General features: G+C 72.7%; 20 protein-coding genes. 8 read left to right on the plus strand and 12 right to left on the minus strand.

From position 1 onward, the window contains the following. Positions 1-86: 86 nt before the first annotated feature. Positions 87-668, plus strand: coding sequence for a hypothetical protein (locus tag KO717_RS14445; protein ID WP_301367096.1), 582 nt, complete (start codon positions 87-89; stop codon positions 666-668). 145 nt (positions 669-813) lie between these two features. Here the strand turns inward: KO717_RS14445 and KO717_RS14450 are convergent, their stop codons facing one another. Next, positions 814-2,391, minus strand: a complete 1,578-nt coding sequence (locus tag KO717_RS14450; protein ID WP_301367097.1) for a cell division protein PerM — start codon at positions 2,389-2,391, stop codon at positions 814-816. Between the two features lie 119 nt (positions 2,392-2,510). Here KO717_RS14450 and KO717_RS14455 point away from each other — a divergent pair, with 119 nt between their 5' ends. After that, the gene (locus KO717_RS14455) at positions 2,511-3,794 is read left to right on the plus strand and encodes a helix-turn-helix domain-containing protein (RefSeq protein WP_301367098.1); all 1,284 of its coding nucleotides are present in this window, start codon (positions 2,511-2,513) and stop codon (positions 3,792-3,794) included. Positions 3,795-3,864: 70 nt separating this feature from the next. Here KO717_RS14455 and sucD read toward each other — a convergent pair whose 3' ends face one another. The 5 genes from sucD to KO717_RS14480 form a co-directional block, all read right to left on the minus strand. Continuing rightward, positions 3,865-4,752, minus strand: a complete 888-nt coding sequence (gene sucD / locus KO717_RS14460; RefSeq protein WP_189733229.1) for a succinate--CoA ligase subunit alpha — start codon at positions 4,750-4,752, stop codon at positions 3,865-3,867. Between the two features lie 21 nt (positions 4,753-4,773). After that, a complete protein-coding gene (gene sucC, locus KO717_RS14465) occupies positions 4,774-5,952 on the minus strand; it encodes an ADP-forming succinate--CoA ligase subunit beta (RefSeq protein ID WP_030389142.1) in 1,179 nt (392 codons plus the stop codon). A gap of 280 nt (positions 5,953-6,232) precedes the next feature. Further along, entirely contained in the window at positions 6,233-7,399 is a 1,167-nt protein-coding gene (locus KO717_RS14470; RefSeq protein WP_301367099.1) for a VWA domain-containing protein, read from the minus strand. Between the two features lie 119 nt (positions 7,400-7,518). Then, the gene (locus tag KO717_RS14475; RefSeq protein WP_301367100.1) at positions 7,519-9,789 is read right to left on the minus strand and encodes a DUF5682 family protein; all 2,271 of its coding nucleotides are present in this window, start codon (positions 9,787-9,789) and stop codon (positions 7,519-7,521) included. Next, on the minus strand, positions 9,786-10,892 hold the full coding sequence (locus KO717_RS14480; protein WP_301367101.1) for an ATP-binding protein: 1,107 nt from the start codon (positions 10,890-10,892) through the stop codon (positions 9,786-9,788). Before KO717_RS14480 ends, KO717_RS14475 begins: the two co-directional genes overlap by 4 nt. A gap of 134 nt (positions 10,893-11,026) precedes the next feature. Here KO717_RS14480 and KO717_RS14485 point away from each other — a divergent pair, with 134 nt between their 5' ends. Next, positions 11,027-12,370, plus strand: a complete 1,344-nt coding sequence (locus KO717_RS14485) for an SWIM zinc finger family protein (RefSeq protein WP_301367102.1) — start codon at positions 11,027-11,029, stop codon at positions 12,368-12,370. Between the two features lie 277 nt (positions 12,371-12,647). Continuing rightward, positions 12,648-14,231, plus strand: a complete 1,584-nt coding sequence (locus KO717_RS14490) for a DUF5691 domain-containing protein (RefSeq protein WP_301367103.1) — start codon at positions 12,648-12,650, stop codon at positions 14,229-14,231. Positions 14,232-14,332: 101 nt separating this feature from the next. On the opposite strand, the gene KO717_RS14495 is transcribed toward KO717_RS14490, so the two are convergent. Further along, complete coding sequence (locus KO717_RS14495; RefSeq protein WP_030012651.1) at positions 14,333-14,734, minus strand: cobalamin B12-binding domain-containing protein; 402 nt, start codon at positions 14,732-14,734, stop codon at positions 14,333-14,335. Positions 14,735-14,908: 174 nt separating this feature from the next. On the opposite strand from KO717_RS14495, the gene KO717_RS14500 reads away from it, so the two are divergent. Together KO717_RS14500 and KO717_RS14505 are read left to right on the plus strand one after the other, a co-directional pair. Next, positions 14,909-15,688: an esterase/lipase family protein gene (locus KO717_RS14500; protein ID WP_301367104.1), complete on the plus strand. Its 780-nt coding sequence runs from the start codon at positions 14,909-14,911 to the stop codon at positions 15,686-15,688. Positions 15,689-15,852: 164 nt separating this feature from the next. Further along, positions 15,853-17,469, plus strand: a complete 1,617-nt coding sequence (locus KO717_RS14505; protein WP_301367105.1) for a M23 family metallopeptidase — start codon at positions 15,853-15,855, stop codon at positions 17,467-17,469. A 127-nt stretch (positions 17,470-17,596) separates the two neighbouring features. On the opposite strand, the gene pcrA is transcribed toward KO717_RS14505, so the two are convergent. Beyond that, a complete protein-coding gene (gene pcrA, locus KO717_RS14510) occupies positions 17,597-20,116 on the minus strand; it encodes a DNA helicase PcrA (protein WP_301367106.1) in 2,520 nt (839 codons plus the stop codon). Next, positions 20,100-20,450, minus strand: a complete 351-nt coding sequence (locus tag KO717_RS14515; protein ID WP_301367107.1) for an ArsR/SmtB family transcription factor — start codon at positions 20,448-20,450, stop codon at positions 20,100-20,102. Before KO717_RS14515 ends, pcrA begins: the two co-directional genes overlap by 17 nt. 145 nt (positions 20,451-20,595) lie before the next feature. On the opposite strand from KO717_RS14515, the gene KO717_RS14520 reads away from it, so the two are divergent. Next, complete coding sequence (locus KO717_RS14520; protein ID WP_301367108.1) at positions 20,596-20,949, plus strand: hypothetical protein; 354 nt, start codon at positions 20,596-20,598, stop codon at positions 20,947-20,949. Positions 20,950-21,092: 143 nt separating this feature from the next. Continuing rightward, the gene (locus tag KO717_RS14525; protein WP_301367109.1) at positions 21,093-22,163 is read left to right on the plus strand and encodes a C40 family peptidase; all 1,071 of its coding nucleotides are present in this window, start codon (positions 21,093-21,095) and stop codon (positions 22,161-22,163) included. A 34-nt stretch (positions 22,164-22,197) separates the two neighbouring features. On the opposite strand, the gene KO717_RS14530 is transcribed toward KO717_RS14525, so the two are convergent. The 3 genes from KO717_RS14530 to KO717_RS14540 all read right to left on the minus strand — a co-directional run bounded on the left by KO717_RS14530 (position 22,198) and on the right by KO717_RS14540 (position 25,384). Continuing rightward, positions 22,198-23,301 (minus strand): alpha/beta hydrolase, encoded by a 1,104-nt coding sequence (locus tag KO717_RS14530; RefSeq protein WP_301367110.1) that lies wholly within the window; start codon positions 23,299-23,301, stop codon positions 22,198-22,200. 92 nt (positions 23,302-23,393) lie between these two features. Further along, complete coding sequence (locus KO717_RS14535; protein WP_301367111.1) at positions 23,394-24,092, minus strand: LuxR C-terminal-related transcriptional regulator; 699 nt, start codon at positions 24,090-24,092, stop codon at positions 23,394-23,396. Next, a complete protein-coding gene (locus tag KO717_RS14540; protein WP_301367112.1) occupies positions 24,089-25,384 on the minus strand; it encodes an ATP-binding protein in 1,296 nt (431 codons plus the stop codon). Before KO717_RS14540 ends, KO717_RS14535 begins: the two co-directional genes overlap by 4 nt. Between the last annotated feature and the right edge of the window lie 69 nt (positions 25,385-25,453).

Raw genomic sequence — 25,453 nt, forward strand, 5'->3', positions numbered from 1 at the left:
AGCGTCTGGCGTACAAGCCGCAAACTGGCCTCACCTCGCCACGACGTCACCGCGACGTCCATGACACAGGGGAAGAAACACACCCGATGCCGGACCGCCGTCAGCCCGACTCCCCCACCGACGACAACCCCTTCGCGGCTCCGCCGGAAGGCCGGCCCGACCAGCCGTGGCAGCCGCGCAGCGGTGGTGGCGGGAACGGCGACGGCCCGAAGGACTCGGACGGCCAGCGGGGACCGGCGCGCTGGGACCCGACGGACCCCATCCAGCGACGCGCCCGCTACGCGCTGCTGGCCGGCATGTGGGGCTTCTTCTTCGGGATCTTCGGGATCCCCTCGGTGGGGCTGCTGCTCGGGGCACTCGCCCTCTACTGGGGCATCAGCGCGCTGCGCGGCAAGCCCGCACCGGCGACCGCCGAGGGCGCCCCGGCGGCACCGGCCGGCCTGGACGCCCTGGGCCCCGCGGCCCGCCCCCAGCGCACCGCGGCGGTGAGCGGCCTGGTCACGGCCTCGCTGGCGATCCTGCTGGCGTTCAGCTCGTACGCCCTGCAGCTCGCCTACAAGGACTTCTACGTCTGCCGCGACGACGCCCTCACCAAGTCGGCGGAACTCCAGTGCAACACCCTCCTCCCGGACAACCTGGTGGGCGACGTCCTGAAGGTCCGCCAGTAACCCTCCGACCGGGGGCCGTTCCAGCCCCCGCCGCGCCTTTCAGCCCCGCCGCGCCTTTCAGCCCCGCCGCGCCTTTCAGCCCCGCCGGCGTTTGAGGCGCGGGGTCTGGGGCGGAGCCCCAGCAACGGCGGCGCACCCGAACGGCCTACTCCGGTGGCGGCTTCCGCCGAGCCAACACCCGCGCCCCAACCACCGGCGGAGCCAACGGCACTGACACCGCCTCGGCCGGCTCGGCAGCCTCGGCCGGCTTCGCCACCAGCAGGCCCGGATCCAGATCCAGCCCGGACACCACGGTCACGGCCCGCCGCCGCCCCACCACCGCCGCCGGAACCGGAGGCACCGGCGCGATATCCGGAATCAGCGCCCCCGCAGCCTTCCGCATCGCCGCCCACCGGATCTCCCGCACCCCGCTGTCGTGCCACCTGTCGTCCACAGCCACCGCGTCATCGGCATCCAGGGCGGACGGCCCGATGGCCGGGCGGGTCCGCCACGCGTGCACCGCCACCGCCAGCGGCACGGCCAGCACCGCCGTCCAGGCGAAGGCCGCCACCCCGGTGGTCCACCACACCGGCCCGAATTCCGACAGCCGCCGCGAGCCCAGCGGCCCCGCCGAGGCCGCCGCGAGCCCGGTCATCGTCAGGCCGCACACCACCGCGCCGAGGGCCGCGGTGAGCGCGGTCTCCCCGTACGAGACCTCACGTGCCCGGCGTACCGCGAACCAGCCCACCGCGAGCCCGGCGACCACCGGAACCCCGGCGACCGCCCAGGTCAGCGGGGTACCCGGCCCCTCGGCCGGGAGCGCCGCCAGCAGCGGGAAGCGGGGCAGTCCCGGCGCGCCCGGGAAGCCGAGCGGGGTGGCCGTGGCGTCGGCGCCCAGGGCGAAGCCGGGCCCGAGCGCGTAGGCCGCGCCCCAGACCATGGCGTTGGGGATCAAGGTGAGCGCGAGCAGCAGGACGGCGAAGCGCCCCGACCAGACCCCGGTCAGCGACAGGAAGGAGGCCTGGACCTCGGCGCCGTGCCATGCGAGCGAGGCGCCGACGACGAGTGCGCCGCCGCCCAGCAGCACCAGGGCACCGCCCGCGCCCGCCCGGAGCGCCAGCGCGTAACGAGGGCGCACGACAGCCTTCCGTACGCCCTTGGGCAGCCAGGACGGCAGCGGCCCGAGCGGACGCCCCCGGGCCCCCCACACCCCGGCTGCGGCGGCGAGTACGGCCACCAGCGGGATGTGCCAGGCGGCGCTGATGGGGTCGGCCGACATGGGGCCGCCGGCGGCATACACCGTGACGAGGGCCCCGACCGCGAGATATCCGCAGAGCACGGCCGAGAACACGGCTCCGGCGGGCAGCACCTCCTCGTCGTCCTCCTCGGCGGCGCTCCCCAGCCGGGCGGCCCGCCGCATGAGCAGCACGGGCAGCACGACGAGGAGCAGGGGCGTCATTCCCACGGGTGCGGGGACGCCGGACAGGGTGTCGTAGCGCACCAGCTCGGTCCCGTGGGCGAGCAGCCACAGCCCGGCGGCCAGGTGCAGGGCCCCACCGGGGCCGCTGTCGGGGTAGGGGGAGCTGATCCACAGCACGATGACGAGCACGGCGAGGAAGCCGAGCCCGAGTCCGGCCGCCACGGCGCCGCCCACGACGCATGCGGCGGCGGCCGGTGAACGGCGCCGCACGCCGGCTCGCGGGGCCGCTGACAACGGGGTCCCGCGTTCGGTCACTTGGGTCACCCCGCCATGGTGCCAACGACACGCGCTATGGACGGGTAACAGGCGAATGCCCGTGGTGTCGCTCAATATACGTTTATGTACTTTTTCGCCCAGAGCGTCAGGTTCGCGGGGAGTGTGGCATGACACCAAGCGTCGAGACGACCTCCTCAGAGGACTCGGAGCTGAGCCTGCCCGCCCCCAAGGAGCGCCGCAGACTGCGCGAGGCGGCGGAACTGACGCACGATGAGGTCGCCGCGGCCGTGGGGGTCACCGCGGCGACCATCCGCTCCTGGGAATCGGGCCGCACGGCCCCCCGCGGGCGCAAGCGCGAGCTGTACACGCAGTTCCTGGCGCGCCTGGCGGCCCCGCCGCAGGACGCCGGTCCCGCCGGGGCGCCGGGCGAGGCGAAGACGGCCCGGGCGTCGGAGGAACCCGCCGCGGACCCACCCGTCCCGGCCGGACCGACCACGGCCGGAACGGCCTCGGACGGACGGGCACCGGACGCGCAGGCCACGGACGCACGGGCCGCGGACGGGCGGACCGAGCCCGACGAGCTCCCCGACGAGCTCCCCGCCGAAGGCCCCGCCGAGAGCCCCGCAAGGGTCGCGGTGGCGGGACCGGCCGAGGCCTTCGACGCCCTCTACGCCCACGCCGCCCGCGACCTCGCCCGGCAGGCCTACCTGCTCACCGGCCGCCGGGCGCTCGCCCTGGAGGCCGTGGAGAAGGCCTTCGTCCAGGCCTGGGACCGGTGGCCGGAGGTGGCAGCCGACCCGGACCCGGTGGGCTGGGTGCGCGCGATCGTGTACGAGTACGCGCTCTCCCCCTGGCACCGGTTCCGGCGCGCCCACCGCCATCCCGACAAGCCGCCCGCCGAGCCCGCCGACCGGATCCTGCTCGACGCCCTGCTCTCCCTGCCCCCCGCGAACCGCCGTACGGTCCTGCTCTACGACGGCGTCGGCCTCGACCTCCCCGACACCGCGGCCGAGACCGAGGCCACCACACCCACCGCGGGCCACCGGCTCGTGCACGCGCACGCCGACCTCGCCGACCGGATCCCCGAACTGGCCGACGTACCGCTCGAAAAGCAGTCCGCGCTGCTGCGCGACCTGTTCACCGCGCTGCAACCGGCCGTCGACCTCGATCCGCGGCCGGCGGCCGTCGTACGCGGCGGCGGCGAGCGGCGCACCCGGCTGTGGACCCGCGCGACCCTCAGCCTGACGGCGATGATCGCCGTCTCGACGGCCTACACGCTCATGACCGCGCCCACCCACTACGAGCCCCCGCTGGCACCCGGCGAGAGCGTCTCCGGCGTGCCCCCGCTCGCCGGCCCCCAGCAGCTCACCGAACGGAGCAGGAAGCTCCACGACAAGCTGCTCGCCGACCCGGAGGCCGGACCGGCGCGGATCGCCCCGAAGGTCGAATGAGACCCGGCATGGGAACGGGCGTGGCCCGCACCCCCCGAGGGGTGCGGGCCACGCCCGTGCGATGTCGCGCTTACTTGGCGGCGAGGATCTCGCGCGCCAGCTTCGCGGTCTCGGTCGGCGTCTTGCCGACCTTCACGCCGGCGGCCTCGAGGGCCTCCTTCTTGGCCTGCGCGGTGCCGGAGGAGCCGGAGACGATGGCGCCCGCGTGGCCCATGGTCTTGCCCTCGGGGGCGGTGAAGCCCGCGACGTAGCCGACGACCGGCTTGGTGACGTTCTTCGCGATGAAGTCCGCCGCACGCTCCTCGGCGTCGCCGCCGATCTCGCCGATCATGACGATCAGCTCGGTGTCCGGGTCGGCCTCGAAGGCCTCCAGGGCGTCGATGTGCGTGGTGCCGATGACCGGGTCGCCACCGATGCCGACGGCGGAGGTGAAGCCGATGTCACGGAGCTCGTACATCATCTGGTAGGTCAGCGTGCCCGACTTGGACACGAGACCGATCTTGCCGGGCTTGGTGATGTCGCCCGGGATGATGCCGGCGTTGGACTGGCCGGGGGTGATCAGACCCGGGCAGTTCGGGCCGATGATCCGGGTCTTGTTGCCCTTGGCGGTCGCGTACGCCCAGAAGGCGGCGGAGTCGTGCACCGCAATGCCCTCGGTGATGACGACGGCCAGCGGGATCTCGGCGTCGATCGCCTCGACCACGGCGGCCTTGGCGAAGGCCGGCGGGACGAAGAGGACGGAGACGTTGGCGCCCGTCTTCTCCATCGCCTCGGCGACGGAGCCGAAGACCGGGACCTCGGTGCCGTCGAAGTCGACGGTGGTGCCGGCCTTGCGCGGGTTCACGCCGCCGACGATGTTGGTGCCGTCAGCCAGCATCAGCTTGGTGTGCTTCATGCCCGTGGCACCGGTCATGCCCTGGACGATGACCTTGCTGTCCTTGTTGAGGAAGATAGCCATGTGAGTCTGTGACCTCTGCCCTTACTTCGCAGCCGCGAGCTCGGCGGCCTTGTCGGCCGCGCCGTCCATGGTGTCCACGCGCTGGACCAGCGGGTGGTTGGCGTCCGAGAGGATCTTGCGACCCAGCTCGGCGTTGTTGCCGTCGAGACGGACGACCAGCGGCTTGGTGACCGCCTCGCCCTTGTCCGCGAGCAGCTGCAGCGCCTGGACGATGCCGTTGGCGACCTCGTCACAGGCGGTGATGCCACCGAAGACGTTGACGAAGACGGACTTGACGTCCGGGTCGCCGAGGATGATCTCGAGACCGTTGGCCATGACGGCGGCGGAGGCGCCACCGCCGATGTCCAGGAAGTTGGCGGGCTTGACGCCACCGTGGTTCTCGCCGGCGTAGGCGACGACGTCGAGGGTGCTCATGACGAGACCCGCGCCGTTGCCGATGATGCCGACCTCACCGTCGAGCTTGACGTAGTTGAGGTTCTTCGCCTTGGCGGCGGCCTCGAGCGGGTTCGCGGCCGCGTGGTCCACGAACTCCTCGTGACCCGGCTGGCGGAACTCGGCGTTCTCGTCGAGCGAGACCTTGCCGTCGAGCGCGATGACGTCGCCGTTGGCGACCTTCGCGAGCGGGTTGACCTCGACGAGGAGCGCGTCCTCGGCGATGAAGGTCGCCCACAGGGTCACGAGGACCTCGGCGACCTTCTCGGCGACCTCGGCCGGGAACTGCGCCAGCGCGACGATCTCGCGGGCCTTCTCGATGGTCACGCCCTCGTTGGCGTTCACCGGGACCTTGGCGAGCTTCTCCGGGGTCTCCTCGGCGACCTGCTCGATGTCCATGCCGCCCGCGACGGACGCCATGGCGAGGAAGGTGCGGTTGGTCCGGTCGAGGAGGTACGAGACGTAGTACTCCTCCAGGATCTCCGGAGCCGTCTCGGCGATCATCACCTTGTGGACCGTGTGGCCCTTGATGTCCATGCCGAGGATGTCCGTCGCCCGGGCGACGGCCTCGTCCGGGGTGGCGGCCAGCTTCACGCCGCCGGCCTTGCCGCGGCCGCCGACCTTCACCTGCGCCTTGACGACCGACTTGCCGCCCAGCCGCTCGGTGGCCTCGCGAGCCGCCTCAGGCGTGTCGATGACTTCACCGGCCAGCACCGGTACACCGTGCTTGGCGAAGAGGTCCCTCGCCTGGTACTCGAACAGGTCCACGCGCGTCCGTCCCTTGTCTTTTTAAAGATTCGCAGTGATTCGCGGTTGTCTGCTATCTGCGTGGGCGTGCCGCGGAGGGCAACGTGACGGCGCTGTCACAAGGAAGGCGCACACGGTGACCGTGGACGCGGCATGTCCGTCCCGCAGGTTATCCCCGAGGGACGTGGGACCCTAAATCGCAGATCACACCTGAGCGGTGATACCTGTCACAGATCGCCTCACGGTTGAACTGGAAGTTCGTGTGATTCACCGATTCACAGCAAAGGCCGGGACGCGGCCGTCAGGGGATCGGCAGAGGGCGCTTCTCCAGCGCCGCGGCCATCACATCCGGGAACAGGTCGGGAGTGCAGGCGAAGGCCGGGGCCCCCAGCGCCGCAAGGGCTGCGGCGTGCTCGCGGTCGTAGGCCGGGGCCCCCTCGTCGGACAGGGCCAGCAGGGTCACGAACTCGACGCCCGACGCCTTCATCGCGGCGACCCGCTTCAGCATCTCGTTGCGGATACCGCCTTCGTAGAGATCGCTGATCAGGACGACGACGGTGTCGGCGGGGCGGGTGATCTTCGACTGGCAGTAGGCGAGCGCGCGGTTGATGTCGGTGCCACCGCCCAATTGGGTGCCGAAGAGGACGTCGACCGGGTCGTCGAGCTGGTCGGTCAGGTCGACGACCGCGGTGTCGAAGACGACCAGACGGGTGGCGATCGAGCGCATCGAGGCGAGGACCGCCCCGAAGACGGAGGCGTAGACGACGGAGGCCGCCATCGAACCCGACTGGTCGATGCAGAGGATCACCTCCTTCTTCACCGATTGCGCCGCCCGGCCGTAGCCGATCAGCCGCTCGGGGACGACGGTGCGGTACTCGGGCAGGTAGTTCTTGAGATTGGCCCGGATCGTGCGGTCCCAGTCGATGTCGTGGTGGCGCGGGCGGCTGATGCGCGCGGACCGGTCCAGGGCGCCGGTCAGCGTCGCCCGGGTCCGCGCCGCGAGCTTCTTCTCCAGCTGCTCCACGACCTTGCGGACCACGGCCCGCGCCGTCTCCTTCGTCGTCTCGGGCATCGCCTTGTTGAGGGAGAGCAGGGTGCCGACGAGGTGCACGTCCGGTTCGACGGCCTCCAGCATCTCCGGCTCCAGCAGCAGGGCGGCCAGGCCCAGCCGCTCGATGGCGTCGCGCTGCATGACCTGGACCACGGAGCTCGGGAAGTACGTACGGATGTCCCCGAGCCAGCGGGCCACGTTCGGCGCGGACCCGCCGAGCCCGGCCGACCGCGCCCCCGATGTCCTGCGGGACCCCGCCTCGCCACCCCCGCCGTACAGCGCGCCGAGCGCGGCGTCCATCGCCGCGTCCCGCCCGGCCAGCGCGCACCCGGTGCCATCGGCCTCACCCCCGCCGAGCACCATCCGCCACCGCCGCAACCGCTCGCCTCCGGCCGTGCCCGTGTCCGTACCGCTCATCCGTCCGTCCCCCTCCACTCGTCGTACTCGTCGCTCTTCGATTCGGCCCCGCCCCATCCAGCCCCGCCGGCGTTCGAGGCGCGGGGTCCGGGGCGGAGCCCTGGCAGCGGCGCCGCGCCTCAAACGCCGGCGAGCAGCATCCGCACCAGCCCCACCACCGCGTCCGCCCGCGCCGGATCCAGCTCCGGGGCGAAGCCCTCGGGCGCCGAGCCACCGGGCACCGCCGCGGCGGAACCGCCCGGCCCCCTCCGCACCAGCTCGCCCAAGGTCCGCTTCACGCCCGGCTCGTACGCCCCGAACGTCCGCCGCAACAGCGGCAGTACGTCGGTGAACGCCCGCTCCGGCACCCCCACCAGCCAGGCGTCGATCAGGCCCAGCAGCCGGTCGTCGTGGACCAGCAGCGTGCCCCCGCCCGAACTGCCGCCCGCGAAGCCCTCGATCCAGCCCGCGGCGTCGGCCGGGGAGGACGCCGGGGACAGGGCGAGCCCCATCAGCCGGGCCGTCTCCTCGGCCGGCAGCCGCCCGTCGTCGAGGAGCAGCCGGGCCGCCCGGCCGCGGATCAGGCCGGGCACGGTGTCCCGGCCGGCCAGCGTGGCGAGCACCGCGGACCAGCGCTCCCGCAGCCCTTCACCGGCGTCCGCCAGCAGGCCGACCGCCCCGTGCACCCCGTCCACGTGACCGCGCATCTCCGCCGCCGCGTCGGCGTCCAGGCCAGCCGTACAGGCCGACGGCAGTGCGACGCATATCCGCTCGGCGAGCCCGGCCGCCACGGCGCCGAGCGCCGTCGCGTCGGTGCCCCGGACGTCCCCGTACCGCAGCGAACGGGCCAGGGCCGGCAGGGCCTTGGCGAGCCGCGCCACGTCGGTGTCCAGCGCGGCCCGGTCGGCGAGGGCCCGCAGTACGGCGGGCAGTGCCTGCGCGAGCCCGGCCAGCAGGCACTGCTCGGCCAGGGCCGTCACCTCGCCCAGCTCCTCGGCCCCGGCGGCGTCCGCCTCTGCCTTGGCGGTGGCCGCCCCGAGGACGGTGGTCCCCCATATGCCGGCCTCGGCGATCCGCACCGACAGCTCCGGCTCCCACCGCAGCCGCCAGGTCTCCCGGAAGGTTCCGGTGCCGGCCCGGGAGGCGGCAGGTGTGCCCCAGCCGACACCGAGCAGCCGCAGCCGGTGCAGCAGCAGGGACTTCGCCGTGTCGGTGTCCTTGCGCAGGTCCAGTTCCAGCTCGCGGTCCTGTGCCTCGGCCTTGAGCCGCAGTGTGCGCTGCTGTCGCGTCAGGTCGCGCTGGAGGGGGACGACGGGGGCTCCGTCCGGGACCTCACCGAGCACGTCGCCGACGACGAGCCGGTCCTCGATCAGTGCGAGCGGTATGTCGGAGCCGTCACACATCACCGCCCGGACCGCTTCCAGGGTCTCCGTCAGGCCGGGCAGCGGCCTGCCCCGCATCGCGGCGAGGGTCTCGGCCAGCCGGACCGCCTCGATGACGTGCGCCGAGGAGACCTGCCGGTCCTCCTCGCGCAGCAGGCCAGCGACCTTCGTCAGCCACCGCTCGACGGGCCGGTCCCGGGCGGAGAAGAGGTGGGCGTACCAGCCGGGCGAGGTGATCCCCGCGCCGTACCCGCCGGCGCGGGCGAGCCTGCGGTGGGTCCAGGGCACCCAGGTGGTCTCCACCTTGACCTTGGGCAGGCCGCTCAGCAGGGCCTTGTCGGCGGCCACGGTGGTCCTGGCCCGCAGCGCGGGGACGTGCCAGGCTCCGCACACCACGGCGTAGGCGTCGCCGAACTCCCGGCGGGCGGCCCGCATCCGCTGGCGCATGTACGCCTCGCGCACCAGGTCGCGCTGGTGTCCCCCGTCGCCGTACGCCTCGCGCAGGGCTCCCATGGCCTCCCCCAGCGCCTCGAAGGCGCCGAGCACGTCCTCCCGCACGCCCCCGGCGCCGCGGTGCTCGACGACGTCCTCCCACCAGCGCTCGGGATCGTCGTACCCCGCGGTCTCGGCCAGCACGGCCAGGGGGTCCAGCCGGACGGCGTCCGGCTCGGTCCCTTCCTGCCCCTCCCCTCCGGCGGCGAGCGAGTGCGCCGCCGGGAGGTCGATGAAACGGACCGGGACGTCGTGCTCCTGGGCCCAGCGGATGGCCACCCATTCGGGTGAGAACCCGGCGAGCGGCCAGAACGCGGCCCGGCCCGGATCGTCCGCCGCGTGCGCGAGGAGCGCGACGGGCGGCCGCATCCCCTCCTCGGCGGCGAGCGGCAACAGCGCGTCCCCCTCCGGCGGGCCCTCGATCAGCACCGCCTCGGGCCGGGCCGCCTCCAGGGCCGCCCGGACGGCACGGGCCGAGCCGGGCCCGTGGTGACGTACGCCCAGCAGCAGCGGGCCCTTCACCGGGCTCGGGCTCATACGGTCACCTCCCGGCAGGCCCGGTAGAAGTCCTTCCAGCCGTCGCGCTCGCGGACCACGGCCTCCAGGTACTCCTGCCAGACCACCTTGTCGGCCGCCGGGTCGCGGACCACGGCGCCGAGGATCCCGGCGGCCACGTCGGAGGGGCGCAGGACGCCGTCCCCGAAGTGGGCGGCCAGGGCCAGGCCGCCGGTGACGACGGAGATGGCCTCGGCGGTGGACAGGGTGCCGCTGGGCGACTTCACCTTCGTACGGCCGTCGTCGGTGACGCCGTCGCGCAGCTCGCGGAAGACGGTGACGACGCGGCGGATCTCCTCCAGGCCTTCGGGCGCGGCCGGCAGGTCGAGGGCGCGGCCCATCTGGTCGACGCGGCGGGCGACGATGTCGACCTCGGCGTCGGCGGTGGCGGGCAGCGGCAGCACCACGGTGTTGAAGCGGCGGCGCAGCGCGCTGGAGAGCTCGTTCACCCCGCGGTCGCGGTCGTTGGCGGTGGCGATGAGGTTGAAGCCGCGCACGGCCTGCACCTCTTCGCCGAGCTCCGGTATCGGGAGGGTCTTCTCGGACAGGACGGTGATGAGGGTGTCCTGGACGTCGGCGGGGATGCGGGTGAGCTCCTCGACGCGGGCGGTCATGCCGTCGGCCATGGCCCGCATGACCGGGCTGGGCACGAGCGCCTCGCGGCTGGGGCCGTGGGCGAGCAGCCGGGCGTAGTTCCAGCCGTACCGGATGGCTTCCTCGGGGGTGCCCGCGGTGCCCTGGACGAGGAGGGTGGAGTCTCCGCTGACGGCGGCCGCGAGGTGTTCGGACACCCAGGTCTTGGCGGTTCCGGGGACGCCCAGCAGGAGCAGGGCGCGGTCGGTGGCCAGGGTGGTGACGGCTACTTCGACGATGCGGCGCGGCCCCACGTACTTGGGTGTGATCACCGTGCCGTCGTCGAGCGTGCCGCCGAGCAGGTACGTGGCGACGGCCCACGGGGAGAGCTTCCAGCGGGTCGGGCGGGGCCGGTCGTCGGCGGCCGCCAGGGCTTTCAGTTCGTGTGCGAAGGCGTCTTCGGCGTGCGGTCGCAGAGCCTCTGCTCGCTGCTCGTTCCCCTGCATGGTCATGGTCCCCCTCCAAAGCTCGGCAGCCGCTCCCGACTGCTGACCCCACGGTGCACCACGCCACTGACAACGAACCCTGCCGATAGCGTTGTTGCTGGTCAGAGCGATTGTCAGTGGCGGTCTCTACGGTGGTTCACATGACTGAGCAGGGGGACCGCTGGACAGCGGAACAGGTACTGGATCTGGCTCCTGACGATGCCTCACGCAAGGCGGGGGGCAGACTCGGCGGGGCGGGGCCGTGGTTGCAGATCGGAGGTTCCGCTTCCGGTTCGGTGTGGGGGTTGTGCAAGGGCAGCGGCAGCAAGCCGTACCGCACGGTCGTGGACCTGACGGGCCCCGCGTACAAGTGCTCCTGCCCGAGCCGGAAGTTCCCCTGCAAGCACGCGCTGGGGCTGTTGCTGCTCTGGTCGGCGGAGGGGGTCGGCGAGCCGGACGAGGCTCCGGAGTGGGCGGCGCAGTGGCTGGCGGACCGGGCGGCCAAGGCCGCCCGGCCGCCCGGCGGGAGGGTCGCGCCGGCCGACGAGGAGGCGGCCAGGAAGCGGGCCGAGCGGCGGGCGGTGCGCGTCGGCGCGGGCGTCACCGAGCTGGAGCAGCGGCTGGCCGATCTGCTGCGCGGCGGCCTCGCGGGCCAGGAGCAGGCGGGATACGCGGGATGGGAGGAGACGGCGGCCCGCATGGTCGACGCCCAGGCACCCGGACTGGCAGGACGGGTAAGGGAGTTGGGGACGATACCCAGTTGCGGCCCCGGCTGGCCCGCCCGGATGCTGGAGGAGGCGGCGCTGCTGCACCTGCTCGACCGGGCGTGGCTGGGGGTGGCCGGGCTGCCGGAAGAGCTGGCGGCGACGGTGCGCAGCCGCGTGGGACTGCCGGCCTCCGGGGAGGGGGAGGCCGTACGGGACCGCTGGCTGGTGCTCGCCCAGTACGACACGGTGTCGCCGGACGGCCGGCTCACCACCCGCCGGATATGGCTGCGCGGGCTGGCGGGCGGGCGGCCCGCTCTGGTGCTGGACTTCGGACCGCCGGGGCGGCCACCGGGGCTGGCGCTGCCGGTGGGGCTGGTGCTGGAGGCGGAGATGCGCTTCCGGCCCGGGTCGGCGGGGCTGCGGGCGGACCTCGGTGAGAGGTTCGCGGCAGCCGTGCCGTGCGCGGAGGTTCCGGCCGGGGTGAGCACGGGGGCGGCTCTGGAGGCGTACGGGGCGGCGCTGCGGCAGGACCCGTGGCTGGAGTCCTGGCCGGTGGTGCTCGGTCCGGTGGTTCCGATACCGGGAGAGCTCGGCTGGCAGCTGGCGGACGCGGAGGGCACCTCCTCCCTGCCGGTGCCCCTCACCGGGGGCGGCGGCCGCTCCCGCGGGGGGCTGTGGCAGCTGGCGGCGTTGTCGGGCGGGGGGCCGGTGACGGTGTTCGGCGAGTGCGGCCACCGCGGCTTCACCCCTCTGACGGCCTGGCAGCCGGACTCGACCGAGCCCGTCGCCCTGTCCTGATCAGGAGCGGAAACAAGCAGACACATCGCAGGGGGCCTGGGGGGACCTGTGCCGTCACACAGGGCGGCGAGGAGTCGTACGGCGCCGGGGGGCGCCGTACGGGAAACGACGACGAGCCGGGGGGCTTGCATGAACGACAACCACGCCAGCTGAGCAGGCGGACGGGGACATCGACAGCTCCGGTCCCGTGGAGGGGGCGGGACCGGAGCCCATGACACGACCGACGACCGACGACCGACGACCGACGACCGACGACGAGCGACGAGGGAGGGGCCCGATGGACGAGGCTGACGAGGGGTACGGGGAGTGGGAGGAGCTGGTCGCCGCCGCGCTGCTGGGCACCGAGCGGCGCCGGGGCGGGGGCCCGGCGGGCTCACCGGAGGCGCTGCTGGACGCGGCGGCCGTGCACACCGTACGGCGCCGGGCCGGACTGCTTCCGGCCGAGGCCGGGCCGCGCCCGGAGCCCGCGCCCCGGGACCCCCGGCCGGCGCCACCGGAGGCGGCCGGCCGCAGGCTCGCGCAGTTGCTGGCCGGCCGCAGCGGCCCGGTCAACGGCGGCGGGCGGCGCGGGACCGCCCCGGACCTGACGGAGCTGCTGCCGCAGTGGCTGGCCGCCGCCGCGCGGCACGGCTACCGCTCCCCGGCCGCGCTCGTACCGGCACTGCTGGACGCGGCCCGGGCCCGTACGGACCTGCGGCCGCAGGCCCTGGCCCTGGCCGGGACGCGCGGGCTGTGGCTGGCGCGGATGAATCCGGACTGGCGGTTCGCCCTGCGCGGCGGTTCGGGCGGCGCCGGGGAACTGCCGGAGGTGACGGACCGGGCGGCGGTGGAACGGCTGTGGCAGGAAGGGCTGTTCGCGGAGCGGGTGGCCCTGCTCGGGGCCGTCCGGGCCCACGAGGCTGCGGCCGCGCCACGGCTGCTGACGACGACCTGGGCCACCGAACGGGCCGAGGACCGGCTGATGTTCCTCGATTCACTGAGGGTGGGGTTGTCGGAGGAGGACGAGCCCTTCCTGGAGGCGGCGCTGGGTGACCGGAGCCGCAATGTCCGCGCCACGGCCGCCGAACTGCTGTCGGCGCTGCCGACCTCGGCGCTGGCCGGGCGGATGGCGGAGCGCGCACTGGCCTGCGTGGGCCCCGAGGGGGTGACTCCGCCGGCCGAGTGCGACGCGGGGATGCTCCGCGACGGGGTGGTCAAGCGGCCGCCCGCCGGGCGCGGGGAGCGGGCCTGGTGGCTCGGCCAGTTGGTGGAGGCGGCGCCGCTGTCGTGCTGGCGGGAGCGGTTCGGGGGGCTCGGCCCGGCGGAGATAGTGGCGCTGCCGGTGGCCGCGGGCGACGGCTGGACGGAGGAGCTGCACGCGGCGTGGTGCCGGGCCGCCGTGCGCCAGCGCGACGCGCCGTGGTCGCGGGCGCTGCTCGGCCCGGCGTCCGCGCCACCCGCGGCGGGTCCGGGCACGGCCTCGCTCGCGGAGCGGGCCAAGCTGCTGGAGACCCTCCCGCACGCGGAGCGGGCGGAGTGGGTCGCGGAGTTCATACGGGCCCACGGCCTGTCGGAGGCCTTCCAGCTGCTCGGGGTGTGCGTCGTGCCATGGGCGGGAGCGCTGGGCCGGGCGGTCGTGGACGCGCTCGACAGCGCCCGCGACGCGGGCAGCTACCCGTGGAGCTTCAGCGGGGTGATGGGCCTGGCCGAGCGCTGCCTCGATCCCACTGAAGCGGGCCGGCTGGAGGCCCTGACCACGGCCGTGGAGGACCTGCCGGACGCGGCCCCCGGCGCGGCCGCGTACTGGGCCGAGGCGTTCACGCGACTCGTCTCGACCCTTCGCCTCCGCGCGGCGATGCTGTCCGAACTGGCCCCGGCCTAGCCCCTGCGGGGGGGCTCGGCCGGGTTGACCCGACACCCCGGGCTCCGCCCCGGACCCCGCGCCTCAGGCGCCGTCGAGGCTGGATCTGCGCAGCCCGGAGGCTACTGGCGGACGTGGGCGCGGACCCACTCCACGATGGCGGTCGTCGTCGCGCCCGGCGTGAAGATCTCGGCGACGCCCTTCTCCTTCAGAGGGGCGATGTCGTCCTCCGGGATGATGCCGCCGCCGAAGACCTTGATGTCCTCCGCGTCGCGCTCCTTGAGGAGTTCCAGCACGCGCGCGAAGAGCGTGTTGTGGGCGCCGGAGAGGATCGAGAGGCCGATGGCGTCGGCGTCCTCCTGAATGGCGGTGTCCACGATCTGCTCGGGGGTCTGGTGGAGGCCGGTGTAGATGACCTCCATGCCCGCGTCCCGCAGCGCCCGCGCGATCACCTTGGCCCCACGGTCGTGGCCGTCGAGACCCGGCTTGGCCACCACCACACGGATCGGACCGGTCACACCCATCGCACTGCCTCCCGAGTGAACGAACGTTAAGTACAGCATCGCGCACGCCACCGTTTCGCGGTCAATCACGAGGGGGAAATCACACGTGGGACGGCATTGCGCCACCGTGCCGACAGCCGCACGGCACGGTGGTGCGAGCGCCGCGGTCCCACAGAGGCTCAGGGGAGGCCGTCGATGGGGCTGCTCATACCCATGTCCATGCCCTTGTCCGGTGCCGCGCTGCGGGCCGGCATGCTCGAGGTGGTGGTGTTCGGCGGACACCTCCTGCTGTATCCCACCGGAGTGTGCCAGGAGAAGGTCACCACCCGCCCGCCCGCGACACGGCCGCCGGTCCTTCTTCTCCACGGGTTCACCGACAACCGGTCCGTCTTCGTCCTGCTGCGCCGCGCCCTCGGGGCCGGCGGCCGGCACGTGGAGGCGTACAACTACTCGCCCTTCACCCTCGATCTGCGCGTCACCGCCCGCCATCTCGCCCGGCGTGTCGAGGAGCTCTGCGAGCGCACCGGACAGGAACGGGTGGATCTGGTCGGGCACAGCCTGGGCGGTGTGGTCGGCCGGTACTACGTGCAGCGGCTCGGCGGCGACACCCGGGTCCGGACCCTCGTCACCCTCGGCACCCCGCATTCCGGCACCCGGGTCGCCCCCTTCATGGACGCGCATCCGCTGATCCGGCAGATACGCCCGGACTCCGAGGTGATGACCGAGCTCGCCGCGCCCGCGCCGGGCTGTGCCACCCGATGCGTGGCCTTCTGGAGCGAGTTCGACGCGATCATGACCCCGGTCGGGACCGCGCGGATCGAGCACCCGGATCTATGTGTGGAAAATGTGCAGGTCACCGGCATCGGACATCTCGCGCTGCCCGCCCATCCCGCTGTGATCGCGGCGGTCCGCCGCACCCTCGAAGGACCCGGCCTGGCCGCCGTCACGGGCTCGGACACCGCCTCCGTCGCCTAGCCGACGAGCGACCGGCAGTCGAACGAATTTCGAACTCAAGGCCAAGGGTCCGCATTTCGGCGACCGAAAGACGGCCGAATGCCCGGTTCCGGAGATCTGAGGACCCGGCGAAGATTGTCGATGCGAGTAACCGCCGGGTACAGTCACGCCACTGCTCTCCTCCGGTGAACCTTGAGTTCCCGGCCACCCAGGCCCCCACTGCCGAGGCGAAAGAGAAGTTGGTGAACGACCGCCCCACGTCGGGCCAGTATCCGGATGCCGGGTACGACAGCCTTTCCACCACCGCTTTCGCTGGTGACTCGACCTACGTTTCCTACGAAACGCAGGGCCAGGGGGTCAATTACGCCGCCTACGGCTCCTACGACACCGGCGCGTACGACACCACCGCGTGGGCCTCGCAGGACAGTTACCTGTCCACGATCCCGACCCAGGCCGCACCCGAGGACACCACCGGGAGCTGGGACGCGAGCGCCTGGAACACGCCGAACGCGGACTACTCCGGCTACGCGCAGTACCAGCAGCCCTCCTTCGGCTACGACACCTCCGGCGAGCAAACCGGTCACTGGGCGATGCCGGGCTACGGCACCACCGGCACCGAGACCGGCGCCTACGACGCCACCGCCTGGAACACCGTCGCCGAGACCCCGGCCCAGCCCGAGGCCGCCTACACGTACGAGTACCAGGCCGCGCCCGAGCCCGAGCCCGCGCCGCAGGAGTACACGTACCAGGCGACCTCCGTCGGCTACGCCTACGAGGCCACCCAGGCCGTCACCATCGACTCCGGGCACCAGAGCGGATTCGGAACCGGTTTCGAGACCGGGACAGACACGTACACCGAGACCGCCGTCTTCGAGTCGCTCTCCGACGAAACGCCGCAGGTCCACGAGGCACCCGAGGTGTCCGAGGCGCCCGAGGTCCACGACCTCCCCACCCAGGCCATGCCCGTGACCTCGGCTCCGCGCTCCGCGCGCCGGACCGCCGCCAAGGGCAACGGCAAGGCCGGCGCCAAGGCGACCGGCAGCACCGGCGCCGGCGGCAGCAGCCGCCGCCGCAACCCGGCGAAGCGTTCCGCCCTGCTGACCGTGGCCGTGCCCTCGGCCTGCGTGATGGGTGTCGCGGGCGTCGCGGCCGCCTCCGTCGGCGGCCTCACCGGCACCGACCGGCCCGCCGAGGAACCCACCACGATGGCCGCGCCCGACCCGGCTTCGGTGAAACCGGTCGCGGCGAACACCAAGCTCGACACCCAACTGGTCGCGCTCAGCGCCGACGCGGGCGACTTCGCGGACCGCGCGAGCCGCACGCAGGAGCGCATCGACCTGCGCGAGCGCCAGGAAGAGGAAAAGAAGAAGAAGGCGGAGGAGGCCGCGGCCAAGGAGGCCGCCCGCCCCAAGTTCGCCATCCCCGTCGAGCAGCACGGTCTGAGCGCCAACTTCGGCCAGGCCGGCGGCATGTGGATGTCGGTGCACACCGGCATCGACTTCCCGGTCTCCTACGGGACGCCGGTCATGTCGGCCACGGACGGCACCGTGCGCACGCAGTACAACAGCGCCTACGGGAACATGGCGATAGTGACCGCCCCCGACGGCACCGAGACCTGGTACTGCCACCTCAGCTCCACCAAGATCCGCGGTGGCAAGGTCAAGGCGGGCGAGGTCATCGCCTACTCGGGCAACTCCGGCAACTCCACCGGCCCGCACCTCCACTTCGAGGTCCGGCCGGGCGGCGGATCCGCGATCGACCCCCTGCCCTGGCTCCGCAGCCACGGCCTGGACCCGACGTAACCGCCCCACGCGTCCCCCGGCGCAGCCGGCCTACGCGTCCCCCGGCGCAACCCCCGGGCGCAACCGCGCCGCACGACCTCCGGCGTGACCGCCGCGCGGCCCGTGGGCCGCGCGGCCGCCCGCCGTCCTACAGCTTCTGCACCGGCGCGTAACGCAGCAGCAGCCGCTTGGGCTTGTCGTCCCCGAAGTCGATGGTGGCCTGCGCGTCGGCGCCCGCCCCCTTGACCTCCATGACGGTGCCGAGCCCGAACTGGTCGTGCGTGACCCGGTCCCCGACCACCAGGGCGATGACCGGCTTGTCGGCGGCCCGCCGCGTCGCGAATCCGGACGGGCCCGACTTCGTACGCGACGAGGACAGGAACGCCTCCGGCGAGGTGCCGAACGTCGCCTTGCCCGATCCGGACGACGACCCGTACCCCGAGCTCCGCATCGGACCGGCAGGCTTCTGCGTCGCGCCCGTCCGCTTCCACTGGAGGTACTCCGCCGGAATCTCCTCCAGGAACCGCGACGGCGGGTTGTACGAGGGGGTGCCCCACGCGCTGCGCATGCTGGAGCGGGTCAGGTACAGCCGCTCGCGCGCCCGCGTGATGCCGACGTACGCGAGGCGGCGCTCCTCCTCGAGCTCCTTGGTCTGGCCCAGCGCCCGCATGTGCGGGAAGACCCCGTCCTCCATGCCGGTCAGGAAGACCACCGGGAATTCGAGGCCCTTGGCGGTGTGCAGGGTCATCAGCGTGATGACGCCCGTGCCCTCGGTGTCCTCGTCCGGGATCTGATCGGAGTCGGCGACGAGCGCGACCTGCTCCAGGAACTCGGCCAGGGTGCCGGACCCGGGAGCCGGGGCCCCGGTTTCCGCGGCCTCGGCCGCCGCGGCCTCCCGCGCCTGCTCGAACTCCAGCGCCACGGCCGCGAGCTCCTGCAGGTTCTCGATGCGCGTCTCGTCCTGCGGGTCGGTCGACGCCTGGAGTTCGGCGAGGTAGCCCGTCCGCTCCAGCACCGCCTCCAGCACCACCGCCGGGCCGGCGCCCGAGTCGACGATCGTGCGCAGCTCCTCCATCAGCACGTTGAATCGCTTCACCGCGTTGGTGGAGCGCGCGGCCATGCCGAAGGCCTCGTCCACGCGGCGCAGCGCCTGCGGGAAGGTGATCTTCTCGCGCATCGCGAGGGCGTCGATCATCGCCTCGGCGCGTTCGCCGATACCGCGCTTGGGCACGTTCAGGATGCGCCGCAGCGGGACGTTGTCCTCGGGGTTCGCCAGGACGCGCAGGTACGCGAGGACGTCGCGGACCTCCTTGCGCTCGTAGAAGCGGACACCGCCGACGACCTTGTAGGGCAGTCCGACCCGGATGAAGATCTCCTCGAACACGCGGGACTGCGCGTTGGTCCGGTAGAAGATCGCGACGTCGCCCGCCTTGGCGTCGCCCGCGTCCGTCAGCCGGTCGATCTCGTCGGCGACGAACTGGGCCTCGTCGTGCTCGGTGTCCGCGACGTAGCCGGTGATGACGGCGCCGGTGCCGGCCTGGGTCCACAGGTTCTTGGCGCGGCGGTTCTCGTTGCGCTCGATGACCGCGTTGGCCGCGGAGAGGATCGTCTGCGTGGAGCGGTAGTTCTGCTCCAGCAGGATCGTCGTCGCGTCCTTGTAGTCCTCCTCGAACTGGAGGATGTTGCGGATGGTCGCGCCGCGGAAGGCGTAGATCGACTGGTCGGCGTCACCCACGACGCACAGCTCGGCCGGGGGCAGGTCCGGGTAGCCGGTGCCGACGAGTTCGCGCACCAGCGTGTACTGGGCGTGGTTGGTGTCCTGGTACTCGTCGACGAGGACGTGCCGGAAGCGGCGCCGGTAGTGCTCGGCGACGTCCGGGAACGCCTGGAGCAGGTGGACCGTGGTCATGATGATGTCGTCGAAGTCGAGGGCGTTGGCCTCGCGCAGCCGTCCCTGGTACATCGCGTACGCCTGGGCCAGGGTCTTCTCGAACCCGTCCACGGCCTGGTCGGCGAAGGCTTCCTCGTCGATCAGCTCGTTCTTCAGGTTCGAGATCTTGGCGTTGAAGGCCTTCGGCGGGAACTTCTTCGGGTCCAGGTCCAGGTCGCGGCAGACGAGCGCCATCAGGCGCTTCGAGTCGGCCGCGTCGTAGATCGAGAACGAGGAGGTGAAGCCGAGCCGCTTGGACTCGCGGCGCAGGATGCGCACGCACGCACTGTGGAAGGTGGAGACCCACATGGCGTTCGCGCGCGGGCCGACCAGGCCCTCGACGCGCTCCTTCATCTCACCGGCGGCCTTGTTGGTGAAGGTGATCGCCAGGATCTGGCCGGGGTGGACGTTCCGCGCGGACAGCAGGTGTCCGATGCGGTGGGTCAGCACCCGGGTCTTGCCGGAGCCGGCGCCGGCCACGATGAGCAGCGGCGAGCCCGCGTGCACCACGGCCGCGCGCTGCTCCTCGTTGAGCCCGTCCAGGAGCGTCGCCGGGTCGATGACGGGCCTGGGGGCGCCGTCCCGGTAGTACGCGTCCCCGCTCATGGGTACGTCGAACCGCCCCCCGAAGAGATCGTCCGCGCCCGCTTCGGGGGCGGCGTGGTCCTCGGGCGGCGGCGGGACCTCGTCGGAGGGGGTGAGGTCCGCCAGGAAACTGTCGTCAAAGAGGCTGCTCATCGCATTCCGAGTCTAGGGGGCGGGACCGACAGGCCAGCACGAGTTCGAGCAGACCGGGGAAACGGAGCTCCAGGTCCTCGCGGCGCAGCGCGAGGAAGAGCTTGCGGCCCTGAGGGCGCTGGCAGATCACGCCGCTCTCGCGCAGCGTCTTGAGGTGGTGCGTGACGCTGGAGCGGGGCAGGTCGGGGACGACCTCGCCGCAGAACGCCTCCTCGCCGGAGGACAGCTTGCGGACGATCTCCAGCCGGACGGGGTGTCCGAGCGCCGCCAGGACCTCGACCAGCTCGATGCGGTCGGCGGCGGGGTGGATCGGCTCGGCGGCGGCAGCAGGCATGACCCCACTGTACGCAGATCTCGTACGGACGGGTCGTCCGCGTCGACGGCAGCGGCCACCACCTCCCGGAGGAGCGGCCGGAGGCCGTCACGGCCGAACTGACCCGCTTCTTCGGCCGACCGGGCCGCCTCGTACGCTCGACGCCATGGACGTACTCATCGATGTCTTCGTCGGCCTGCACATCATCGGAATCGCCTCGCTCCTCGGCGGCTTCCTGACCCAGATGAAGGCGATGAGCGCGGGTACCGCCCGTTTCACGCCCGCCATGCTGCACGGCGCGCTCACCATGCTCGTCACCGGCGTACTCCTGGTCGGCTTCAACCAGATGGCCGGGGACCCCGTCAACAACGTCAAGGTCGGCGTGAAGCTCGCGATCCTCTTCGTGATCCTCTGCCTCGTCTACGTCAAGCGCGACGACGAGCACGTGGACAAGGCGCTGTTCGGTGCGGTCGGTGGGCTGACCGTGATCAACATCTTCATCGCCGTTCTCTGGCACTGACCCACACCGGAACGATCCACTCCGGTCCTCGGCGGCCAGCTCCGGTCGTATCGGACCACTTACGATCATCTCGTCATCCGCCCGTTACCTCCGGGTCTAGCGTCCTCCTCCAAGCACCGACAGAGGAAGGACGTGAGGCCCTCGTGGCCAGTCATCGAAAGCCCAGGCAGCGCCCGCTCTCCGGCGGCCCGGCACGGACGACCGCCGCCACCCTCGCCCTCGCGGGCGCTGCCACCGCCACCGTCTTCGAAGGCACCTCCCAGGCCGACCCCCGGCCCACCCCCGCCCAGATCAAGTCGGAGGTGGACCGGCTCTACGAGGAGGCCGAGGCGGCGACCGAGCAGTACAACGGGGCGAAGGAACAGGCGGACGAGGCCGAACGCGCGCTGACCGGACTGCGCGAGGAGACCGCCCGCAAGACCGACCAGCTCAACACCGCCCGCAGCGCACTCGGCACGCTCGCCGCCTCCCAGTACCGCAGCGGGTCCCTGGGCACCGCCGTCCAGCTCGCGCTGGCCTCGGACCCGCAGGAGTACCTCTCCCAGGCCGCCTTCGTCGCCCGCGCCGGGGACCGCAACGCCGCCGGGGTCACCACCGTGCGCCGCCGGCTCGACGAGGTCGGCAAGCTCCGCGAGCGGGCCGCCGGGCGGCTCGCCGACCTGCGCTCCCGGCAGGACGAACTCGCCGGGCACAAGGCCGTGATCGAGGAGAAGCTCACCGCCGCCAAGAACCTGCTGGCCCGGCTCACCGCCGAGGAGCGGGCCGCCTACGAGGCACAGTCACCCGGCGGTCCGGCCGCCGCACCCGCCGTGCCCGCCGGAACCGGCGCGTCCAAGGGCGCCGCGCCCTCGCTCCCGGCCGACGGTTCGCGCGCGGCCCGCGCCGTGTCCTTCGCGTACGGGGCGATCGGCAAGCCGTACATCTGGGGCGCGACGGGCCCGGGGTCCTTCGACTGCTCCGGCCTGACCCAGGCGGCCTGGCGCTCGGCCGGAGTCTCCCTGCCCCGCACCACCTACACCCAGATCAACGCCGGCCGGCGCGTGTCCCGCGACCAGCTGGCCCCCGGCGACCTGGTGTTCTTCTACTCCGGTGTCACCCACGTCGGCCTCTACGTCGGCAACGGCCAGATGGTCCACGCCCCGCGCCCCGGGTCGACGGTCCGGCTGGCGCCGATCGACTCGATGCCCTGGGCCGGCGCCTCCCGCCCCGCGTAGTCCCCTCAGCCCGGCAAGGCCCGGAAGGGACGGCCTACGGGGCCTTGACCACGCCGCTCAGCCAGGCGAAGGTCTGCGGCAGCTGCTTGGACCACGATTCGAGGTTGTGACCGCCGACGACCTTCTCCGCGTGCACCACGGTCGGGCTCTTGGCGATCGCCTTGAGGTCCGTGCCGGACAGGTAGCCGTCCTGCTCGGCGCCCGACATCCACAGCGCCACCGGCGGCGGGGTGGGCGCGGCCTGGAGCCAGTTCTTCAGGTTGTGCGTCTTGCGCAGTTCGGGGTCCTTGGCGACCAGCGACGAGGGCTCCTGCCCCGGGTCGTTGTAGCCGGACAGGGAGACGGCCGCGCTGTAGCGGTCGGGATGGGCGATCGCGAGCTTGGCGGCGCAGTAGGCGCCGGCCGAGTAGCCGGCCACACCCCAGGTGCGGGCCTCGTCCGAGGCCCGGAAGTTGTCGACGACCATCTTGCGGACGTCGACGCTGAACCAGCTGTCCGCGTTGACCTTGCCGGGGATGTTGGCGCAGCCCGTGTCGCCGTTGCCGAGCAGCATGGCGCGCGGTGAGACCAGGATGAACGGCTGCACCTTGCCGCTCTTCATCAGCGGCTCCAGCACCTCGTGCGCCTTGAGTCCCTGGAACCAGGACTTCCCGGTCCCCGGTATGCCCGGTATCAGCTCGACCACCGGGAACTTCTTGTCCTTGTAGGCCGGGTCGTCGTACTGCGGCGGCAGCCACACCATGACGTCGCCCTTGACGCCGGAGATCTTGCCGTCGAGCTCGGTCTTCGTGACCCGGCCGCCCAGCCCCTCCACCGGCTGGAACTCCTGCTTGACCTTCGGCGCCTCTTCGACCTTCTTGCCGCCGAGCCCGTCCGGGCCGAGGTCGGGGGCTGCCGTGACGTATTTTCCGGTGCCGAGCAGGTCGCTCCAGGAGGCATAGAAGTGCTCGGCCCGGTTGACCGCGACGAACACCACGGCGACGGCTGTGACCTGGGCGAACACCACCATCAATGCGCGCACGGCGGTGCGTACGGCGGCCGGGCCGCGCACCTTGCTCCACACGGCAAGCGGAAGGACGACGGCGATCACCGTCAGGGCGATCACCGTCGCGAAGAAAGGTGTACCGGTCAAGCTCATCACGTCAGCCTAGAGGGCGGCGTGCGCGCTCCCGGTTGCCAGGTCGGCCTGCGGTGTGGGTCACACCGCAGGCCGGACGCCTGCCGCGGGGCTCAGACCAGGCGGCGGGCCGTCGCCCAGCGGGTCAGTTCGTGCCGGTTGGAGAGCTGGAGCTTGCGCAGGACGGCCGAGACGTGCGACTCGACCGTCTTCACCGAGATGAACAGCTGCTTGGCGATCTCCTTGTAGGCGTACCCGCGCGCGATCAGCCGCAGCACCTCGCGCTCGCGCTGCGTGAGCCGGTCCAGGTCCTCGTCGACCGGCGGCGCGTCCGTCGAGGCGAACGCGTCGAGAACGAAGCCCGCCAGCCGCGGCGAGAACACCGCGTCCCCGTCCTGTACGCGGAAGACCGAGTCCACCAGGTCGGTGCCGGTGATGGTCTTGGTGACGTAGCCGCGCGCACCGCCCCGGATGACGCCGATGACGTCCTCGGCCGCGTCCGACACCGACAGCGCCAGGAACCGCACCGGGTTCTCGGCCGCCGCCATCAGCGGGGCGCAGCGCCGCAGCACCTCGACGCCGCCGCCGCCGGGCAGGTGCACGTCGAGCAGGACCACCTCGGGCCGGGTGGCGGTGATGACGGTGACGGCCTGGTCGACGTCGGCCGCCTCGCCGACGACCTCGACGCCCGTGCGTCCGGTCTCCCCGATCTCGGCCTGCACCCCCGTACGGAACATCCTGTGGTCGTCGACGAGCACCACCCGGACGCGCCTGGTCTCCCCCGCGCCTGCGTTCTCTCCGGCCTCGGTCATGCTGTGTTCGCCGCCCTCTCCATCTCCAGCTCGACTTCCGTGCCGCCGTCGGGCGCGGACCGCAGTCGTGCGGTCCCGCCGTTGCGCTGCATCCGGCCGATGATCGATTCTCGTACGCCCATGCGGTCGCCGGGTACCGCGTCGATGTCGAAGCCCGGCCCCCGGTCCCGTACGGACACGAACACCGTCTGCCCCTCCACCTCCGCGTACACCTGTACGGGCCCGCCGTCGCCACCGTACTTGGCGGCGTTGACCATCGCCTCGCGCGCGGCCTGGATCTGCGCCGCCAGCCGCTCGTCGAGCGGGCAGTCACCGACGACCACGACCTCGATCGGGACGCCGTGGTGGTCCTCCACCTCCGCGGCGGTCTTCTTCACGGCCTCCGCCAGGGTGGCCGGCTCCTCCGCCTCGTCCTTGCCGGTGCCCTCGGGCTTGTAGAGCCAGTTCCGCAGTTCGCGTTCCTGGGCCCGCGCGAGGCGGCGTACCTCGCCCACGTCCTCCGCGTTGCGCTGGATCAGGGTGAGGGTGTGCAGCACCGAGTCGTGCACGTGGGCGGCGACCTCTGCGCGCTCCTGGGCGCGGATGCGCATCAGGCGTTCCTCGGACAGGTCCTGGGTCATCCGGATCAGCCAGGGTCCGGCGAGCAGGGCCACGCCGACGAGGACGGCGAGGGTGGCGGTGAGGACGTTGCCGAGCTGTGCGGCGGAGCCCCGTACGACGATGAAGACGGTCAGGCCCACCCCGACCAGGACGACGCCGGCGAGGGCGCGCGCGACCTGGAAGAGGCGTCCGCGCCGTTCGGCGGCCGTGGACCAGTGGGCGCGGCGGGCGTTGTCGGCCTGCCGCCATACGAGCACGACCCCGGCCCCGACCAGCAGTGTCGGCCACACGTACCGGCCGGAGGCGCCGCCGAGCTGGACCTTGGAGATGAAGATGCCCGCTCCGACGAACAGGGCGATCAGCGCGGTGATCTGCCCCCGGTCGGGTTTGCGCAGCCGGCGGGTGCCGTCGGGGAGGGTCTCGAAGAAGGAGCGGTGTCCGGTCCGGCCGCCGACGCCGAGCGGTACGAAGACCCAGAACGCGGCGTACAGCAGCACGCCCAGCCCGTCGCCCCACATGAACAGCAGCAGGAAGGCGAGCCGGACCCAGCCCACGGGCAGCCCGAGGTGCCCGGCGAGACCGCGCGCGACGCCGCCGAGCATCCGGCCGTCGGCGCTGCGGTAGAGCTTGCGCTGCGGGATCTCGTCGGCGTCCGGTGCGTGCGGGGTTCGGGGAGCGGCGGCTACGGGCATGTCACCAAGGGTCACACGCCCGGCGGGGGCCGGTCATCAGGGCATCCCCCCACATCTGCCGGGGGGATA

Source organism: Streptomyces xanthophaeus, from assembly GCF_030440515.1.
Classification (GTDB): Bacteria; Actinomycetota; Actinomycetes; order Streptomycetales; family Streptomycetaceae; genus Streptomyces; species Streptomyces kutzneri.

What these genes read in the sequence shown, in the direction of transcription:
- KO717_RS14535 (WP_301367111.1), bottom strand. Translation starts at nt 24,092, where the DNA reads ATGACCGAGGCCGGAGAGAACGCAGGCGCGGGGGAGACCAGGCGCGTC.
- KO717_RS14475 (WP_301367100.1), bottom strand. Translation starts at nt 9,789, where the DNA reads ATGAGCCCGAGCCCGGTGAAGGGCCCGCTGCTGCTGGGCGTACGTCAC.
- KO717_RS14530 (WP_301367110.1), bottom strand. Translation starts at nt 23,301, where the DNA reads ATGAGCTTGACCGGTACACCTTTCTTCGCGACGGTGATCGCCCTGACG.
- KO717_RS14515 (WP_301367107.1), bottom strand. Translation starts at nt 20,450, where the DNA reads ATGCCTGCTGCCGCCGCCGAGCCGATCCACCCCGCCGCCGACCGCATC.
- KO717_RS14470 (WP_301367099.1), bottom strand. Translation starts at nt 7,399, where the DNA reads ATGAGCGGTACGGACACGGGCACGGCCGGAGGCGAGCGGTTGCGGCGG.
- sucD (WP_189733229.1), bottom strand. Translation starts at nt 4,752, where the DNA reads ATGGCTATCTTCCTCAACAAGGACAGCAAGGTCATCGTCCAGGGCATG.
- KO717_RS14490 (WP_301367103.1), top strand. Translation starts at nt 12,648, where the DNA reads ATGGACGAGGCTGACGAGGGGTACGGGGAGTGGGAGGAGCTGGTCGCC.
- KO717_RS14485 (WP_301367102.1), top strand. Translation starts at nt 11,027, where the DNA reads ATGACTGAGCAGGGGGACCGCTGGACAGCGGAACAGGTACTGGATCTG.
- KO717_RS14500 (WP_301367104.1), top strand. Translation starts at nt 14,909, where the DNA reads ATGGGGCTGCTCATACCCATGTCCATGCCCTTGTCCGGTGCCGCGCTG.
- KO717_RS14455 (WP_301367098.1), top strand. Translation starts at nt 2,511, where the DNA reads ATGACACCAAGCGTCGAGACGACCTCCTCAGAGGACTCGGAGCTGAGC.
- KO717_RS14520 (WP_301367108.1), top strand. Translation starts at nt 20,596, where the DNA reads ATGGACGTACTCATCGATGTCTTCGTCGGCCTGCACATCATCGGAATC.
- KO717_RS14540 (WP_301367112.1), bottom strand. Translation starts at nt 25,384, where the DNA reads ATGCCCGTAGCCGCCGCTCCCCGAACCCCGCACGCACCGGACGCCGAC.
- KO717_RS14445 (WP_301367096.1), top strand. Translation starts at nt 87, where the DNA reads ATGCCGGACCGCCGTCAGCCCGACTCCCCCACCGACGACAACCCCTTC.
- KO717_RS14495 (WP_030012651.1), bottom strand. Translation starts at nt 14,734, where the DNA reads ATGGGTGTGACCGGTCCGATCCGTGTGGTGGTGGCCAAGCCGGGTCTC.
- KO717_RS14480 (WP_301367101.1), bottom strand. Translation starts at nt 10,892, where the DNA reads ATGACCATGCAGGGGAACGAGCAGCGAGCAGAGGCTCTGCGACCGCAC.
- pcrA (WP_301367106.1), bottom strand. Translation starts at nt 20,116, where the DNA reads ATGAGCAGCCTCTTTGACGACAGTTTCCTGGCGGACCTCACCCCCTCC.